This window comes from Veillonella magna DSM 19857, from assembly GCF_000428745.1.
In the GTDB taxonomy this organism is placed as follows: domain Bacteria; phylum Bacillota; class Negativicutes; order Veillonellales; family Veillonellaceae; genus Veillonella_A; species Veillonella_A magna.
In genome coordinates this window covers 145,407-161,900 of sequence record NZ_AUAN01000004.1, presented here as the reverse complement: position 1 = coordinate 161,900, position 16,494 = coordinate 145,407, and the positions used below count along the sequence as shown (strand labels likewise).

Here is a 16,494-nt window from a genome sequence, read left to right as displayed (position 1 = left end):
AGGGAAACAAGATGCACATTTTATTAATGGGACCTCCGGGTGCAGGTAAAGGCACTCAGGCAGTTCGTTTAATTGAAAAATATGGTATCCCTCAAATTTCAACCGGAGATATGTTCCGCGCTGCGGTGAAGGAATGTACCCCTCTTGGACTTGAGGCTAAGAAGTATATGGATGCCGGTCAATTAGTGCCGGACAGTGTTACTGTCGGCATCGTTCGCGAACGTTTGGGCAAGGATGATTGCAAAAAAGGATTCATCCTTGATGGCTTTCCGCGTACGACTGCGCAGGCAGTTTCCTTGGATGCCATTTTAAAAGAAATGGGAATTGTTCTTGATGCCGTTGTGAACCTCAATGTTCCTTCTGACGAACTGGTACGACGCATCAGTGAACGTGCACGTCTTGAAAATCGTGATGATGATAAACCGGAAACAGTACAGAAACGTCTTGCTGTATACGAAGAATCCACAAAACCGTTAATTGACTACTATCGCAATAGCGGTTTGTATGTGGAAATTAACGGATTACAGGATGTGGACCAAGTATTTACAGATATCGTTAAGGCGTTGGAGAAATAATCAATGATTATTTTAAAATCGCAGAATGAAATAGAGTATATCCGTCAGGCATGCCGACTTACAGCAGATACGCTGACCCAACTAATAGCAGCAGCTAAACCGGGCATTACGACGCTTGAGTTAGATCAGATTGCCGAAGAATATATTCGCAGCCACGGCGGTGTGCCGAGCTGCAAGGGTTACTATGGGTTCCCCGCAACGATTTGTGCGTCTGTTAATGAAGAGGTTGTACATGGTATTCCAAGTGCTAAGCGCAAGCTTAAGTATGGTGACATTTTGAGTATCGACTTAGTGTCATCTGTTAACGGGTATCACGGTGATTCTTGTGTGACGGTGCCTATCGGTCATGTAAAACCGAAGGTGCACCAGTTGCTCAAGGTTACGGAAGAAAGCCTCTTTAAAGGCATTGAACAGGCCGTCGTTGGTAACAGAGTCGGAGATATATCGCATGCGGTACAGTCGTATTGTGAGAAATTCGGATTTGGAGTTGTGCGCGATTTCGTTGGTCATGGCCTTGGTCGTGAAATGCACGAAGATCCGCAGATTCCTAACTATGGCCCTGCGGGGCATGGCCCCATCCTAAAACCGGGAATGGTGCTGTGTATCGAGCCGATGATTACGATGGGAACATACGAAGTGGAAGTTCTCGGAGATGATTGGACTGCCGTTACTCTTGACGGTAAACCAGCGGCTCACTTTGAACATACAGTGGTTGTTACGGAAAACGGCCCTGAAATATTAACTATGCGTGATGAACCGCGGTTAATACGATAACCAGGTAACCGGAGGAATAATGATATGTCAAAAGAAGACGTTATTGAAGTGGAAGGTACGGTAGTTGAGGCATTGCCGAATGCCATGTTCCAAGTAGAACTTGAAAATGGACATATAGTGCTTGCCCATGTGTCAGGTAAAATGCGTATGAATTTTATTCGTATCCTTCCCGGTGATAAAGTTACTATGGAACTGACACCATATGACTTAAATCGTGGTCGCATTACCTATCGCTTCAAATAAGCGCGCGCCACAAAGGAGGTACTTATGAAGGTTAAACCATCAGTTAAAAAGATATGCGAAAAATGCAAAATCATTAAACGCAAAGGCCGTGTAATGGTAATTTGCGAAAATCCGAAACATAAACAGAAACAAGGTTAATTGATAGGAGGTGGATGAATAGATGGCACGTATAGCCGGTGTAGATTTACCACGTGACAAACGTGTTGAAATTGGTTTGACATATATTTACGGTATTGGGTTGACGCTTTCCAAGGAAATCTTGGCAAAGACCGGTATTAACCCGGATACTCGTGTTCGCGATTTAAGCGAAGACGAAGTAGCTAAGATTCGTGGTCTTCTCGACGAAGAATACAAAGTAGAAGGTGACCTTCGCCGTGAAGAAGCTCTCAACATTAAGCGCTTGATTGAAATCAACTCCTATCGCGGTAAGCGTCATCGTATGGGTTTACCATGCCGCGGACAGCGTACTAAGACGAATGCTCGTACTCGCAAGGGTCCTAGAAAAGCAATCGCCGGTAAGAAGAAATAATAAAGGAGGGATACAGCGTGGCTAAGAAAGTTGTAAGAAGCAAAAGAAAAGAAAAGAAACATATTGAGTCCGGAGCAGCGCATATTCGCTCCACATTCAATAACACTATCGTAACCATCACCGATATCAACGGTAACGCGCTTTCCTGGGCATCTGCCGGTGGTCTTGGTTTCCGTGGTTCCCGTAAGAGCACTCCGTTTGCTGCTCAGATGGCTGCCGAACAGGCTGCTAAAGCAGCTATGGAACATGGCTTACGTCAGGTTGAAGTATTCGTTAAAGGTCCGGGTGCAGGCCGCGAAGCAGCTATTCGTGCATTACAGGCTGCCGGTTTGGAAGTTAACAGTATTAAAGATGTTACTCCGATTCCGCACAACGGTTGCCGTCCTCCGAAACGTCGTCGCGTATAATTTATCGATTGGCGACTGTGTTTAAGATGGTTGCTGTGATATACTATACTTATGGGGCGTTTTTTATAGGAGGATTATCCTGATGAGCGAAGAAAAAAAACTCAAAATCGAGAAAGTTGATATGAGCGACGACGGTCGCTACGGTAAATTCGTGTGCGAACCGTTGGATCGTGGCTATGGTATTACTCTCGGTAATAGCTTGCGTCGGATTTTACTTTCGTCCTTGGATGGAGCGGCTATCACTTCCATAAAAATCGAAGGTGTTCTTCATGAGTTCTCTACCATCCCGGGAATTCGTGAAGACGTAACGGATATAATCCTTAACCTCAAACAACTGTGCCTTCGCCTCGAAAGCGAAGCACAGGTTCCGTTGGATGTTCACATCGATATCCAGAAGAACGGAGTTTTAACTGCTGGTGATTTGATTCCTCATTTTCCACCAGAGGTTGAAATTTTAAATCCTGAGCTCGTAATTGCTACTATGGATGAGGTGGCTCATCTGGTAATGGATGTGCGCATAGATCGCGGTAAGGGCTATGTGCCGTCCACGAAGAATAAGAGAGAAGATGATGTAATCGGTCGTATTCCGATTGATTCCATTTTCTCGCCGATTCTTCGAGCAAAATATGAAGTTGGCGATGTACGTGTAGGTAATGAAATGGACTTCGATAAGCTTACGCTCGAAGTTTGGACTGATGGCTCCATTACCGCAGCAGATGCGGTAGCGAAATCAGCGGCTATCATGATTAGCTACTTGGGCAACTTCACTAAATTGGCACATTCCGTTGATACGATTAATCTTGGTACTGATGAATACGAAGGTGAAGTGGTATCTACGGATACGGAAGAAGTCGTTGAAGATGACGGCCCGTCCAAGATTCCAATTGATGATTTGGAATTATCCGTACGTGCATATAACTGCTTGAAACGTGCAGGCATTAATACTATTGCGGATTTGCTTGATAAATCCGTTGAGGACTTAGGTAAGGTCCGTAACTTGGGTAAGAAATCCATCGATGAAATTGAAGAAAAGCTTCAAAACCATCCGTTGGGCGGCTTCTCTCTCAAGAAAAAAAGCGAATAAGAGGAGGATGACTAATGTACAGAAAATTAGGCCGAGACAGCTCCGCGCGTAAGGCTTTGTTCCGCGGAATGTTAACATCTTTCTTCCAATATGATCGTATTGAGACCACTGAAGCTAAAGCTAAAGAATTGCGCGGCTTGGCTGATCAGATGATTACTTTGGCTAAACGCGGCGATCTTCACGCTCGTCGTCAGGTTCTCGCATACCTCATGGACGAAGATGTTGTTAAAAAATTATTTGACGAAATTGCTCCGAAATATGCTGAGCGCCAGGGTGGTTACACTCGTGTAATTAAAACTGGTCTTCGCAAAGGCGATGCCGCTCCGCAGGCTATTATCGAGTTAGTCTAGTAATTATACACATAATAAACGGTGTTGCTCTATGGCAGCACCGCTTTTTATTCTGTGTAAAAATTATTTTTGTAGAGGTTCTGTCTTTGCTATAATGAAAGAAATGTATGTACTTGGTTAACCTATGAATTTTTATTAGGTTAACGAAGTATGGACATTTATTATGAAAACGGTGTATAGTTGTTTTGTTAATCTAAAAACTATGTGAGGATACATTGATGGGAAAGCGAGATACCAAACAAAGAAATATAAGTCATCGAGGCAAGAAAGAAGTCGGTTGCCGAGAAGAACAGAAAATTAGCTATCAAGAAGAAAAGCAGACTAACTATCAAGAGGAAGCGAGTAATACGAAGCCGATACAGACTATAAAAAATAGTGACTCTTCTTGCGAATATAAGATAGATAAAGAGGTTATGATTGACGTATCGCATATGAGTCATGTGTATACCGATGAAATGGGAAATCCTGTTCATGCCCTCAAGGATGTAGATGTAACTATATATAAAGGCGAGTTTGTAGCGATTATCGGCACTAACGGTAGTGGCAAAAGTACATTGGCCAAGCATTTTAATGTGTTACTCATGCCCAGTGAAGGAACCGTTAAAGTTTTGGGAATGGATACACAGGATCCGGCGCACATTTGGGATATACGTCAACATGTGGGCATGGTATTTCAGAATCCGGATAATCAAATTGTTGCTGCTGTTGTTGAAGAGGATGTGGCATTTGGACCGGAAAATCTTGGCATTGAACCAAGTGAAATCAGACGTCGCGTAGATGAAGCGTTGAAGGCTGTCAATATGAGTCAATATGCACTTCATGCACCACATTTATTGTCCGGTGGGCAGAAGCAGCGGATTGCTATTGCCGGTGTATTGGCGATGAAGCCGGATTGTATTATTTTAGACGAGCCTACGGCTATGTTGGATCCACGAGGACGAAAAGAAGTACTCGACACAGTACGACGTCTGAATAAGGAAGAAGGTATTACGGTTGTCTATATCACTCATTTTATGGAGGAAGCTGCTGTAGCTGATCGTATCGTGGTAATGAAGAATGGAGTTAAGCTACAAGAAGGTACACCGCGTCAGATTTTTGAACAGGTAGATACGTTAAAGCAGTTGGGACTGGATGTGCCGGTGGCAGCTGAAGTTGCTTCGGAGTTGATAAAGAGAGGTCATGCGTTACCGAAAGGTATTATTACGAATGAAGAATTAGGAGATGTGCTATGTCGATAGTTTTGGACAACATATCATATGTATACGGTGCTCATACGCCATACGAAAAAAAAGCACTGGACGGTGTAACATTAGAAATTCATGAAGGTGAATTCCTGGGCATCATCGGTCATACCGGTTCGGGTAAGTCAACATTGGTGCAACATTTAAATGGCTTACTCCATCCCGCCTCGGGAAAGGTAACAGTCAATGATGTTGATTTAGCAGATAAAACGGAAGAGGCGCGCAATATGCGCCATACGGTGGGCATGGTTTTTCAGTATCCGGAGCATCAACTCTTTGAAGAAACAATTGCTAAAGATATTGCATTTGGACCTCGCAATTTAGGATTGTCAGGAGAAGAGGTAGACGAGCGCGTACGCGAAGCAATGAAGTTTGTCGGTCTTGACTATGATACATATGCGGAGCGCTCACCGTTTCATTTATCCGGAGGACAGATGCGACGAGTAGCGATTGCCGGCGTCGTAGCGTTAAACCCATCATACTTAATCTTGGATGAACCATCGGCTGGACTTGATCCGTTTGGTCGTGAAGAAATTTTTGATGAAATCATTCGTCTGCATAAAGAGAAGGGCATTACGGTAGCATTGGTGTCTCATAACATGGAAGATATTTCTCGAATGGCGACCCGCCTCATCGTATTAGACGGCGGTCATGTTATTTTAGATGACGAACCTCTGACCATATTTATGCATCACCGTGAAGAGTTACAAAAAGCAGGTGTGGATGTGCCCCCGGTGTCTGTATTGATGGAAACATTGAAGCATCGCGGATTACCGGTTTCTACGGAAGTTCGAAATGTGGACGATGCGGTAATGGCTATTGAAAAGGCTTTGAAGGAACAGGAGGTACACCATGCTGAGTAATATTACTATTGGGCAGTATTTCCCGGGACAATCCTTTATTCATAAAATGGATCCACGTGCGAAGATTTTAGCGACTATGATTTTTATTGTGGCTATTTTCTTAGCGGAAACCGTAGCATCCTATGCGGTAATAGCCGGCTTCACGATTGTGACCTTAGCTGTATCACGACTGCCTTGGCGCTTGGTTTGGGCATCAATTAAGCCATTATGGATTATCATCGTATTTACCATGGGGATTCATGTATTTACAACGCCGGGGACAGTGCTGTGGCAATATGGCTGGCTTCATATTTCTGAAGAAGGTGTGCGCATGGGATCCATGATGGCAGCACGTTTAGTATTTCTTATCGTCTTTTCATCGTTATTGACATATACTACATCGCCGATTCGATTGACTGACGGAATTGAACACTTACTGGCACCGTTTAAACGGTTTGGTGTACCGGCGCACGAGTTAGCTATGATGATGACCATCGCTTTGCGATTTATTCCTACCTTGCTGGAGGAAACCGATCGTATTATGAAGGCACAGGAATCACGCGGCGCAGACTTTACAACGGGCAGCATAGTCAAACGGGCGAAACATATGATTCCTTTATTAGTACCTCTTTTTATCAGTGCCTTTCGCCGTGCCGACGAGTTAGCCGTGGCCATGGAAGCTCGTTGCTATCGCGGTGGTGAAAATCGAACTCGCATGAAGGAACTGGTGATTACCGGCTATGATTATATCGGCATGGCATGTATCATAGGCGTTACTCTACTCTTAATCGTTATGCGGTGGTTCGTATGAGGAACATTCGATTGATTGTGGCCTATGATGGTACCGAGCTGTGTGGCTATCAGAGGCAAGCAAATGATGTGACGGTGCAAGGTTGCTTGGAAGAAGCACTGAGTAAAGTATGCAACGAGTCAATCAGTATATATGGTGCGTCGCGTACTGATGCGGGAGTGCATGCAAAGTTTCAGGTCATTACCTTTTTTACGGAAGGGCGAATTCCTGTAGAAAATTTAACGAGGGCGTTAATTGCGCACTTGCCACCGTATATCGTAGTACGACGAGCAGAAGAGATTCCTTTGGATTGGCGGCCTCGGTGGCGTATTCTGGGGAAGGAATATGTGTATACCATTCATAACGACAGCGTGCAAGATCCGCTGGGCATGCGTTACCATTGGCATGTGAAAAAGCCGTTAGACGTAGAGCGCATGCGTGAAGCTGCGCGGCTATTGGAAGGCACACACGACTTTACTTCTTTGCAAGGTGCCAACTCAACACCGGCGAATCCGGTTAAGACATTATTTCGTGTGGCCGTTAAACAGAACGGACCGCACATTACGTTGCATGTAGTTGGCGATGGATTTTTGTATCATATGGTACGAAATATTGCGGGCCTCTTGGTTGATGTAGGTTTGGGGAAGGTGGAGCCGGGACGTATACCGGAACTACTGGCAGCTAAGGATCGCCGTAAACTGGGAAAAACAGCGCCGGCACAAGGCCTTTGTTTAGAAGAAATATTTTTTGACAGCGTTCGGTTGGATGTGGTAGTGTCTGAATTATAAGGGGATGAAGATGTTAGCTTATAAGGAGGATACAATATGGATGCCCGAGCTTATGTGAAAGATACCCTGCTCTTGCTTAATGAGTTGTATGCAGAAGGAATCATTGAGAAAATAACGAATCGGTTTGCAAATACCTAGACGCAAAAAGCGATGGGCATATATTGTCCTATGATATGTTTATATCTCATTTGCAAGTGTTACGTTCGGCAACGTCTCGATTGATGGTCACCGTGTTGGGCGCAGCGGCTTATGAGGAGATGGTTCTTATGCATCATCATGTAAAGGTGTGGAAGAAATCAGAGGCTACACCCAGTGAGGTAGAGGTGTATGCACATTTTGTGGTTGGTGAAGATGGCATACAATCCTGTGAGGAAGTGTCGAGAGTTATCTGCGGCAACGCAGAGGATGCGGACCTTAGCCATCGACGATAAAGTTAATAATATATTTCGTCGATCATGTGATTGGCAGTATATTTGGTTATGATCATGTTTGGGAGAACTCGAAAGAGTTCTCTTTTTTTGATGGAAATATGCCATGATATAATCGAAACTAAGTAAAATGGTAAGAAGGAGTTGATCGTATGATAGATATGATAGCAGCTAAACGTCGCAGCATTCGAAGATTTACGGGAGAGAGTATTGATGAAATGACGATACGAGAATTACTCGTCACGGCAGGTCGCGCACCGTCGGGAAAGAATAGACAGCCTTGGTATTTTACCGTAGTGACCGATAAGGCGAAACGAGAATTGGCGAGTATATTGTGGCAAACGGCTATCGATAAAGAAAGTCGTGGCGAAGTGTTCGGCAGCTTGCGCATAAGTGCACGGGCTATGGAAGAAGCAGGAGCAGTGATATTGGTAGGTAATCGGTATGCCCCGCTGGAACAGGATTACAATGATAAGCGCTATCGTCGCGTGATGGACACACAATCGATTGGTGCCGCGATTCAGACGATGCTATTGGCAGCGACGGAAAAAGGATTGGGGACTCTGTGGATTTGTGACGTATTTCAATGTGAAGAGGAGATTCAAGCCTGGTGGGGACGCAAAGATGAATTGGTGGCTGCCATTGCTATTGGTGTGCCGGCGGAAGCACCGTATCCACGGTGGCGTGAAGATGTTGATACATTGACGGAGTGGCGCAGTGAATAGTCGTTGCTATTAGCATGAAGTAAGTATCGGTTGCTATTAGCATGAAGTAAGTAGCTGATGAGACATGCAATTGGAATATCAGATAGCAATACAAGTGGTATATTAATTTGTCATAGCAACCGGTACTCTCGCTGAATTGTACAAGAAATTCTTGTAACAGAGAGTAAATAATCTGGTAAGACGAATAAATATTCTGTTAGCATGACCCTGTATTTGAATACTATGAGCACTCAGAGGGGACGATAAAAATAAGAAAAGCTTGATAGTGCGTGCTTCGGTGGGAACAGGCAATAATACAAGGCAGTGTATATCCTATAGAATCAATATGAGCCTGCCTTTGCGCCCTATGCATGGAGACCTTCTATGACTGATTGTGCATGATTGCTAATTTTACATAAAAATGCTATTATTGTTGTAGTTGAAAGATTGGATTAGTATACACTTTTTTACATACATTGTTGAACAGTCTTTCTAAGTCCAATGTGAAATCCTAAGGAGGGTGAATCTCTTGCAAAAACGTAAAGATTTTATCTGGAAAATGGGCGGCCAGCAAGGTGAAGGGATTGAAAGCTGTGGCGAAATCATGGCGACAATCCTCGCAAAAGAAGGCTATTCTTTATATAGCCAGCGTTTGTTCGCATCGCGTATTAAAGGTGGTCATACGACCTTCGCTTTGCGCATTGCGTTAGAACCGATTATGACCGTTGGTGAAAAAATCGACTTCTTGGTAGCACTTGACCAGGAAACTGTTGATAAACATGGTGAAGAAGTGCGTGAAGGCGGCTTTATTATTTGCGACAGCGAAGTAAACCCAGACTTCTCCAAATTTGATGGCGCACCGATCACCTGCTTGGCATTGCCGATTACCGAAACTGCTATGAAACAGGGATCGCTGTTGATGCGTAACATCGTAGCACTCGGTATGTCCGTTGCTTTGTTGGGCTTTGACAAGACGCCGTTCAGAACGGCGATTGCCGCAAAATTTGCGAAAAAATCGCAGGATATTGTAGACAAAAATCTTAACGCCTTTGAAGATGGTCATGCATTGGTATTGGCTAGCAAGGGCGATGTAGAAATCGAAACGTTACCGGTGCCGCAGCCGAAGGATCAGATGTTCCTTCTCGGCAACGAAGCATTGGCATTAGGTGCTATTGCTGCCGGATCTCGTTTCATGGCTTCCTATCCTATTACGCCGGCTTCGGAAGTTATGGAATACATGATTAAGAAAATGGATAAAATCGGTGCAACCGTTGTACAGACGGAAGACGAAATTGCCGCTTGCATGACGGCTATGGGCGGTGTATATGCCGGTGTTCGCGGTTTCACATGTACATCCGGCCCGGGTCTCAGCCTCATGGCAGAATCTTTGTCCATGGCTTCCATGGCCGAGTTGCCGATGGTTGTTATTGACGTGCAGCGCTCCGGCCCGTCCACAGGGATGGCAACAAAGGTAGAAACCTCTGACCTCAACGCAGCATGTCATAATGCTCATGGCGATTATGCGAATATCGTTATTTCCCCGACCAGCATCGAAGAATGCTTCTATGAATTACAGAAAGCATTTAACCTTGCCGAACAGTATCAGTGCCCGGTTATCTTTATGCCTGATTTACAGCAAGGTCTTAATAAGCAGTCCGTACCTAGCTTTGATCTCAACCGTGTGCCGATTAACCGCGGCAAGTTGATGAAGGAAGAAGACCTTCCGGAATTGGAACGCCCGCACTACTTCAAACGCTTTGAACTCGTAGAAGACGGCATCTCGCCGCGTACGATTCCGGGTATGAAGAATGGTTTGTTCCTTTCCACGGGTCTTGAACATAATGAAGAAGGTAAACCGGCAGAAGCACCGTCTATGCACGTATCGCAGACGGATAAGCGTCTCCGTAAATTAGAAACGGTAGCCGATAACTATGAACCGTTCCTTAACAATGCTAAGCATGACGAATGTGACGTGCTCGTTATCGGTATTGCTTCCAGCCGCGGTGCTATCGAAGAAGCGGTAGCCGAATTGGAAGCAGAAGGCCATAAAGTTAACCATTTACAGCTTCGTCTTATCAAACCGTTCCCGACGAAACAGCTTTTACCGTTCTATCAAAATGCGAAGAAGGTTGTTATTTGTGAACAGAATGCTACTGCACAGTTGGCAGACATGTTCCGTATTAACATGCCGGAAAAACGCAAGATTCACAGCTGCCTGAAATATGACGGTAATCCGTTTACGGCATCCTATGTGAAGAAAGCTATCAAGGAGGTTTTATAAGATGACAACAGCTAACGATTACAGAAATGATATTCGTCCTAACTGGTGCCCGGGCTGCGGTCATTACGGGGTACAGGCAGCTATTGCCGATGCAGTGGCTGCACTGGATATTTCTCCGGAAAACTTGGCCGTTATTTCTGGTATCGGTTGTTCCAGCCGTATCGGCGGATACTTCTACACTTACGGTGCTCATACGACGCACGGTCGTGCCTTGCCGTATGCACAGGGGGTTAAATTGGCCAACCAGGATCTGAACGTTGTATGTGCCGGCGGTGACGGCGATGCGTTCGCTATCGGTATGGGGCATACCATTCACGCCTTCAAGCGCAATGTAAATATTACGTACATTGTTATGGATAACCATGTATATGGCTTGACGAAAGGTCAGACATCTCCGCGTTCCGATATCGGTTTTGTAACGAAGACATCTCCGCATGGATCCTTTGAATCTCCGTTACCGATTTGCGAAACAGCAATCGCATCCGGTGCTACCTTTGTAGCGCAGAGCTATATGGTTAACCGCGCCGAATTAGTTGAATTGATTAAACAGGGCATGCAGCATGAAGGTTTCTCCTTCATCAATGTATTTAGCCCATGTGTAACGTATAACAAACGCAATAGCTATGACTGGTTCAAAGAACACTTAACTTCTTTGAGCACTGTAGAAGGATATGATCCGACAAACCGCGTACAGGCATTGCAGACATTGGGTGCTCACGAAGGTTTGGTAACCGGCTTGATTTATCGTGATGATACCAAGCCGTCCTTTGAAAAAGCAATGGCGGCTGTTAACGGCGGTCCGCATCCGCGTGCATTGGTTCATGACGTTGTAAAACCGAATGCCGATGTATTTGCTGATCTTTGCAAAGAATTTAAATAAGATAGGATAAGCAGTATACAGTATTGCTTATGAAAAAAAGGTCTCCGACGTGTGCCGGAGACCTTTTTATGTATGACGGTTGCCAAGAAGAAAGAGATTCGCTATAATATAGGCATTGTCTCGCGCTTGTGCGAGCAAGACAGTTCGTAACCATCCTGTCTATAAATAAAACTAAGGAGAAAAACAAATGAACAGAGTATCACACACGAGAAAACTTACTATTTCGGGAATTTTGTTGGCATTGTACATCGTCATCATGATGGCCACGCAAGGATTTGCTTTTGGGCAATACCAGGTGCGAATTGCAACGGCGTTGTACGGTTTGGCGGCATTATTCCCTTTTTCTGTGCCTGTATTCGGCTTGGCAAACTTAATCAGCAATATGATTATGGGCGGGCTAGGACCGATTGATGCCATCGGCGGTTGTATAGTAGGTCTTCTCAGTGCCGGCGCAGCGGCATGGGGAAAGCGAATGGGACTTGGTAATTGGATAGTCATTCCCATCATTACTCTTATCCCGGGATTAGTTGTACCCCTTTGGCTGGCATATTTACTTCAGGTACCGTACATCATATTGGCAAGTAGTCTGCTAGTGGGCCAAGTCATCTGCGGTATTGTCAGCTATATATTAGTAAATGCCATTGAGCGTGTCCGCGGTACTGTGACTAATGAGACGGCACCAAATCAGCATGATGCTATGGTAATGAGTAATCACGAAGGTGTAATAGCAGCGCATGATGAGTTTACATCCAAGGAGGTAAGAAGCTATGGCAAGCGGTAGAACACAAGAGGAATTGCAGGGCGTTCATGGATTGGGGCATCATACTACCTATCCGACCGATTATGCACCACAGGTATTGGAATCGTTTCCGAATAAGCATCCGCAGAACGATTACTGGGTAAAGTTTAATTGTCCCGAGTTTACGAGCTTATGCCCGATGACGGGGCAACCGGATTTTGCGACCATATACATTTCGTATGTGCCGGATGACCGATTGGTAGAAAGTAAATCTTTAAAGCTATATCTGTTTAGCTTTAGAAATCATGGTGACTTTCACGAAGATTGTGTAAATATCATTATGAAAGATTTAATTGCATTAATGTCGCCGAAGTACATTGAAGTGTGGGGGAAATTCACACCCCGCGGCGGTTTGTCGATAGATCCTTATGCCAATTACGGAAAGCCGAATACTGACTGGGAACGAGTGGCAAAGGAACGACTGCAGTTTCATGATATGCAGCCGGAACGGGTAGCATATAGATAGCAACATGTTGGCCTATGGCAATATGCAGTGAGACAGGTGTAGTGTAGGTAGATTAAGAAATATATAATAGCATAACGTATCAATAGGTACATAAGAAAAGACACAGTCACTATCGGACAATAGTAACTGTGTCTTTTTCATTATACTCACATGTAGTATCTGTATACTATATATGTAAACATCTACGATACCCAATGACAGTGATGTTTATTATAAGAAAGCGTCTCCGATGGCCGTGATTTGCACAGGTCCATCCAGATAATACTGAGGACATAAGGATTGATCATCATGGCTCACCGTATGCCAACGCTGATGAACGGTTAAGGTGCCGCCGGGTTGATGCAAGGTAAGTGATTGATTGCCCCGGTAAGAACATAATAAGGCCGCCCCCACAGCTGTAGTGCCGCTGGCACAGCTTTGCTCCCAAAAGATGGATTCGGTAGCATCTACATATACAACCGGCACCATCTCTTGGCGTATAGTATCATAGAACATGATGCCGAAGGCAGCTGCCGCTTCTTGGCATTTTAATTGAGAAAACAGTGAATCGAATAATCGGTGTAACGTAGGGCGTACAGCATCTGCTAATAATCCATCGGTATGAAAGGCGTTACCGACGATAGATGGGGATAGCTCATACCATGCACGTATGGGAACAATATAATGAGTAATCCCGGGAAAGGTAACACGGTGTAATGGTAGGGTCCATGTATCAAACGATATATGTATTATGTCAACGGTTTGCGGTGATGGCATATGGGCCTCTGCATAAAATATAAAGGGATGATCGGTCGGTCGCACGATACAGCGAATAGGGGCGGATGACCCGGAACAATATACCAATGGTTGATAGCTTCCGTCAGCTTCGGGCGCTAGCATCCGTGCGTAGACTGCATAAGACGCAGCAGACCGTGTAGCATTGCCACAAAATTCTCCGCCCATCATGGTCAATCGAAGCGGGATTTCTCGAGGGCTACCGTTAGAAGGATAGCTAAGGAAGCCGACCTGTTCGGCATGCAGATGATTATATGCCATCAATTGATTGGCTATGGTTGGTCTGGCTTCGTCTTCTATCGGCGTATCGACGAGAATAGTAATATTGCCGGCCGGATTTACTTTTATGAAATGGAGTGAGGCAGACCGGGGACGGCTATCTTGTTTCGATGACACTGTGGATGCAATCGTCTTGGCAGTACGTGATGTGTCCTGGTAATTTGATGACATGGACAAAACCTCCTTTGCTGAGGGGAAGCTATAATGAAATGTAGTGAACTTTCTTTTAGTGTACCATAGAAATGGGCGTATCCATAGTATTCTCTTTGGGATTTGCGCATACCTATGCATGAAAAGTAATGGCACATTCTTCTAAAATAGATTACAATATATATGTATTGTAACCAGAGATAATGAAGTTGGCATGTGCCGACAGCAGGTTTAACCGAGCTGTGTTGCACTCCGCTTATAAGTAGGTATTATGGTAGAAAGAGGAGATGACATAGGTATGTCGGATGTATTTTTTACAAATTTGCGCACCCGCGTCGGTGAAAGTTTATTGGATAAAATGGAACGCTTGGTACGAAAAGCCGGAATCGGAGAAATTGATTTTGCTAATAAATATGTAGCTATCAAGATGCATTTCGGTGAACCGGGGAATTTGGCATATCTGCGCCCGCAATATGTAGCGCGCTTGGTAAAAATTATTAAAGAACTCGGTGGTAAACCGTTTTTGACGGACTGCAATACATTGTATGTAGGCGGTCGTAAGAACGCGCTGGATCATATCGAGTCAGCGTACCAAAATGGGTTCAATCCGTACAATACGGGAGCCCACGTTATTATTGCCGACGGGTTGAAAGGGCTTGATGAAATTAAAGTGCCGGTGCCGGATGGCAAATACGTGAAGGAAGCAAAGATTGGCCGCGCGTTGATGGAAGCGGATATTGTTATTTCGCTGACACATTTTAAAGGACATGAATCCGCCGGCTTTGGTGGTGTCATTAAAAACTTAGGCATGGGCGGTGGATCCCGCGCCGGTAAAATGGAACAGCACAGTGCAGGTAAGCCCTTTGTTCAACAAGCGCTTTGCATTGGCTGCGGTCAGTGTGAAAAATATTGTGCCCATGATGCGGTACATGTAACCGATCGCAAATCGTTTATTACGGAAGAAAAATGCGTAGGCTGTGGTCGCTGCGTAGGTGTATGCCCGATGGATGCAATTTCGCCGATGTGGGACGAAGCCAATACGGTACTTAGCGAAAAGATGGCAGAATACACAGCTGCCGTGGTGCGTAATCGCCCTCGTTTTCATATCAGTTTTGTTGTAGACGTATCGCCGTATTGCGATTGTCACGGCGAAAACGATGTGCCTATCGTACCGGATGTGGGGATATTTGCTTCCTATGATTTGGTAGCCTTGGATCAAGCTTGCGTTGATGCAGTCAATAAACAGCCGATTATGCCGGGCAGTATGTTGGATGAAAAAGAAGAACACGGTTGGGATCATTTCCACGATGTGTCACCGGATACCGACTGGGAAGCAGCTCTAAAACGCGCCGAAGATTTAGGGTTAGGAACGCGTGCGTATCGTCTGGTAGAGGTAAAATAAGTAACGTGGAATTGGGTGTCGTATAGATGTAGTGGTTGTAACGAAAGGCGATTAGACTATGAAATGGGTAGGTAAACGAATGGCAGTGTTGGCGATGATGGTGTCAGCACTGGGGATCGGAGCGGCGTCGGCAGACATGCCGCTAAACGGACCGGATTGGAACAGTTATAATGAAAGTCATACATTTGCGGCTACGGCTATGCATCAAGGCTTCTATACTGTATATACGGTGCCTACTGTATCGGTTGATTATTCTGAGCCGCCGGTGTATGTATTTTCCGTAAACTCTATGGAAGTGCGACCGGATGGTGATCGATTGTATAGCGGCCGCGCAGTGTATAAATTGAATTACGCTACGAAGGAAGCATGGATTCTTGATATTCGCAGCGAAAAGGCGCCGTACTGGCAGCCTATTCCAACAAACAGTGTGACCAATAAGGTAGTATTGAATAAGTTGTCCAAGCAAGCATTGGAAATTCCGTTTGTGGAATAACGCGAATAGAGAAGAGACTCGGGAAACCGGGTCTCTTTTTTTATAACCGAATCAAAAAAACTATGCCAACACGTTTTGTTTGCTAACCGGTAAACAGTGGCCGATGGAAGGGATATGAAGGGATATGAAGGATATGAAGGATATGAAGGATATGAAGGATATGAAGGATATGAAGGATATGAAGGATATGAAGGATATGAAGGATATGAAGGATA

General features: G+C 44.8%; 21 protein-coding genes. 20 read left to right on the top strand and 1 reads right to left on the bottom strand.

What is annotated here, in order from left to right; translation table 11 throughout:
- Positions 1-11: 11 nt before the first annotated feature.
- The 18 genes from G344_RS0101660 to queF all read left to right on the top strand — a co-directional run bounded on the left by G344_RS0101660 (position 12) and on the right by queF (position 13,181).
- On the top strand, positions 12-575 hold the full coding sequence (locus tag G344_RS0101660) for an adenylate kinase (RefSeq protein ID WP_028254669.1): 564 nt from the start codon (positions 12-14) through the stop codon (positions 573-575).
- A 3-nt stretch (positions 576-578) separates the two neighbouring features.
- Positions 579-1,349, top strand: a complete 771-nt coding sequence (gene map / locus G344_RS0101655; protein WP_028254668.1) for a type I methionyl aminopeptidase — start codon at positions 579-581, stop codon at positions 1,347-1,349.
- Positions 1,350-1,373: 24 nt separating this feature from the next.
- Entirely contained in the window at positions 1,374-1,592 is a 219-nt protein-coding gene (infA, locus tag G344_RS12020) for a translation initiation factor IF-1 (protein WP_004695147.1), read from the top strand.
- Positions 1,593-1,616: 24 nt separating this feature from the next.
- Positions 1,617-1,730, top strand: a complete 114-nt coding sequence (gene rpmJ / locus G344_RS0101645) for a 50S ribosomal protein L36 (protein WP_007391661.1) — start codon at positions 1,617-1,619, stop codon at positions 1,728-1,730.
- Positions 1,731-1,752: 22 nt separating this feature from the next.
- Complete coding sequence (rpsM, locus tag G344_RS0101640; RefSeq protein ID WP_028254667.1) at positions 1,753-2,121, top strand: 30S ribosomal protein S13; 369 nt, start codon at positions 1,753-1,755, stop codon at positions 2,119-2,121.
- 17 nt (positions 2,122-2,138) lie between these two features.
- The gene (gene rpsK / locus G344_RS0101635) at positions 2,139-2,528 is read left to right on the top strand and encodes a 30S ribosomal protein S11 (protein ID WP_028254666.1); all 390 of its coding nucleotides are present in this window, start codon (positions 2,139-2,141) and stop codon (positions 2,526-2,528) included.
- A gap of 82 nt (positions 2,529-2,610) precedes the next feature.
- Positions 2,611-3,612, top strand: coding sequence for a DNA-directed RNA polymerase subunit alpha (locus G344_RS0101630; protein ID WP_028254665.1), 1,002 nt, complete (start codon positions 2,611-2,613; stop codon positions 3,610-3,612).
- A 14-nt stretch (positions 3,613-3,626) separates the two neighbouring features.
- Complete coding sequence (rplQ, locus tag G344_RS0101625) at positions 3,627-3,962, top strand: 50S ribosomal protein L17 (protein ID WP_028254664.1); 336 nt, start codon at positions 3,627-3,629, stop codon at positions 3,960-3,962.
- Positions 3,963-4,375: 413 nt separating this feature from the next.
- Complete coding sequence (locus G344_RS0101620; protein WP_038154721.1) at positions 4,376-5,200, top strand: energy-coupling factor transporter ATPase; 825 nt, start codon at positions 4,376-4,378, stop codon at positions 5,198-5,200.
- Complete coding sequence (locus G344_RS0101615) at positions 5,191-6,066, top strand: energy-coupling factor transporter ATPase (protein WP_028254662.1); 876 nt, start codon at positions 5,191-5,193, stop codon at positions 6,064-6,066. Before G344_RS0101620 ends, G344_RS0101615 begins: the two co-directional genes overlap by 10 nt.
- Positions 6,056-6,856, top strand: coding sequence for an energy-coupling factor transporter transmembrane component T family protein (locus tag G344_RS0101610; protein ID WP_028254661.1), 801 nt, complete (start codon positions 6,056-6,058; stop codon positions 6,854-6,856). The genes G344_RS0101615 and G344_RS0101610 overlap by 11 nt, the downstream gene beginning before the upstream one ends.
- Positions 6,853-7,623 (top strand): tRNA pseudouridine(38-40) synthase TruA, encoded by a 771-nt coding sequence (truA, locus tag G344_RS0101605; RefSeq protein ID WP_028254660.1) that lies wholly within the window; start codon positions 6,853-6,855, stop codon positions 7,621-7,623. The genes G344_RS0101610 and truA overlap by 4 nt, the downstream gene beginning before the upstream one ends.
- 161 nt (positions 7,624-7,784) lie before the next feature.
- Entirely contained in the window at positions 7,785-8,054 is a 270-nt protein-coding gene (locus tag G344_RS11835) for a hypothetical protein (RefSeq protein ID WP_156886127.1), read from the top strand.
- A 149-nt stretch (positions 8,055-8,203) separates the two neighbouring features.
- Positions 8,204-8,776, top strand: a complete 573-nt coding sequence (locus tag G344_RS0101590) for a nitroreductase family protein (RefSeq protein WP_051245648.1) — start codon at positions 8,204-8,206, stop codon at positions 8,774-8,776.
- Positions 8,777-9,284: 508 nt separating this feature from the next.
- Entirely contained in the window at positions 9,285-11,036 is a 1,752-nt protein-coding gene (locus G344_RS0101585; protein ID WP_028254658.1) for a 2-oxoacid:acceptor oxidoreductase subunit alpha, read from the top strand.
- A gap of 1 nt (position 11,037) precedes the next feature.
- Entirely contained in the window at positions 11,038-11,916 is an 879-nt protein-coding gene (locus G344_RS0101580) for a 2-oxoacid:ferredoxin oxidoreductase subunit beta (RefSeq protein ID WP_028254657.1), read from the top strand.
- A gap of 187 nt (positions 11,917-12,103) precedes the next feature.
- A complete protein-coding gene (locus G344_RS10425; RefSeq protein WP_083963040.1) occupies positions 12,104-12,697 on the top strand; it encodes a QueT transporter family protein in 594 nt (197 codons plus the stop codon).
- A complete protein-coding gene (gene queF / locus G344_RS0101570; RefSeq protein ID WP_028254656.1) occupies positions 12,684-13,181 on the top strand; it encodes a preQ(1) synthase in 498 nt (165 codons plus the stop codon). Before G344_RS10425 ends, queF begins: the two co-directional genes overlap by 14 nt.
- 210 nt (positions 13,182-13,391) lie before the next feature.
- Here the strand turns inward: queF and G344_RS0101565 are convergent, their stop codons facing one another.
- A complete protein-coding gene (locus G344_RS0101565) occupies positions 13,392-14,405 on the bottom strand; it encodes a histidine racemase CntK family protein (RefSeq protein ID WP_028254655.1) in 1,014 nt (337 codons plus the stop codon).
- Between the two features lie 277 nt (positions 14,406-14,682).
- Between G344_RS0101565 and G344_RS0101560 the strand changes: the two genes are divergently transcribed.
- Positions 14,683-15,786 carry a DUF362 domain-containing protein gene (locus G344_RS0101560; RefSeq protein ID WP_211219540.1) on the top strand — a complete coding sequence of 368 codons (1,104 nt, stop codon included), beginning with the start codon at positions 14,683-14,685 and terminating at the stop codon, positions 15,784-15,786.
- Positions 15,787-15,844: 58 nt separating this feature from the next.
- Positions 15,845-16,279, top strand: coding sequence for a hypothetical protein (locus G344_RS11830; RefSeq protein ID WP_028254653.1), 435 nt, complete (start codon positions 15,845-15,847; stop codon positions 16,277-16,279).
- The last annotated feature ends 215 nt before the right edge of the window (positions 16,280-16,494 follow it).

Coding starts and splice junctions, on each gene's coding strand:
- G344_RS0101660 (WP_028254669.1), top strand. CDS start 12: ATGCACATTTTATTAATGGGACCTCCGGGTGCAGGTAAAGGCACTCAG.
- map (WP_028254668.1), top strand. CDS start 579: ATGATTATTTTAAAATCGCAGAATGAAATAGAGTATATCCGTCAGGCA.
- infA (WP_004695147.1), top strand. CDS start 1,374: ATGTCAAAAGAAGACGTTATTGAAGTGGAAGGTACGGTAGTTGAGGCA.
- rpmJ (WP_007391661.1), top strand. CDS start 1,617: ATGAAGGTTAAACCATCAGTTAAAAAGATATGCGAAAAATGCAAAATC.
- rpsM (WP_028254667.1), top strand. CDS start 1,753: ATGGCACGTATAGCCGGTGTAGATTTACCACGTGACAAACGTGTTGAA.
- G344_RS0101630 (WP_028254665.1), top strand. CDS start 2,611: ATGAGCGAAGAAAAAAAACTCAAAATCGAGAAAGTTGATATGAGCGAC.
- rplQ (WP_028254664.1), top strand. CDS start 3,627: ATGTACAGAAAATTAGGCCGAGACAGCTCCGCGCGTAAGGCTTTGTTC.
- G344_RS0101620 (WP_038154721.1), top strand. CDS start 4,376: ATGATTGACGTATCGCATATGAGTCATGTGTATACCGATGAAATGGGA.
- G344_RS0101615 (WP_028254662.1), top strand. CDS start 5,191: ATGTCGATAGTTTTGGACAACATATCATATGTATACGGTGCTCATACG.
- G344_RS0101610 (WP_028254661.1), top strand. CDS start 6,056: ATGCTGAGTAATATTACTATTGGGCAGTATTTCCCGGGACAATCCTTT.
- truA (WP_028254660.1), top strand. CDS start 6,853: ATGAGGAACATTCGATTGATTGTGGCCTATGATGGTACCGAGCTGTGT.
- G344_RS0101590 (WP_051245648.1), top strand. CDS start 8,204: ATGATAGATATGATAGCAGCTAAACGTCGCAGCATTCGAAGATTTACG.
- G344_RS0101580 (WP_028254657.1), top strand. CDS start 11,038: ATGACAACAGCTAACGATTACAGAAATGATATTCGTCCTAACTGGTGC.
- G344_RS10425 (WP_083963040.1), top strand. CDS start 12,104: ATGAACAGAGTATCACACACGAGAAAACTTACTATTTCGGGAATTTTG.
- queF (WP_028254656.1), top strand. CDS start 12,684: ATGGCAAGCGGTAGAACACAAGAGGAATTGCAGGGCGTTCATGGATTG.
- G344_RS0101565 (WP_028254655.1), bottom strand. CDS start 14,405: ATGTCATCAAATTACCAGGACACATCACGTACTGCCAAGACGATTGCA.
- G344_RS0101560 (WP_211219540.1), top strand. CDS start 14,683: ATGTCGGATGTATTTTTTACAAATTTGCGCACCCGCGTCGGTGAAAGT.
- G344_RS11830 (WP_028254653.1), top strand. CDS start 15,845: ATGAAATGGGTAGGTAAACGAATGGCAGTGTTGGCGATGATGGTGTCA.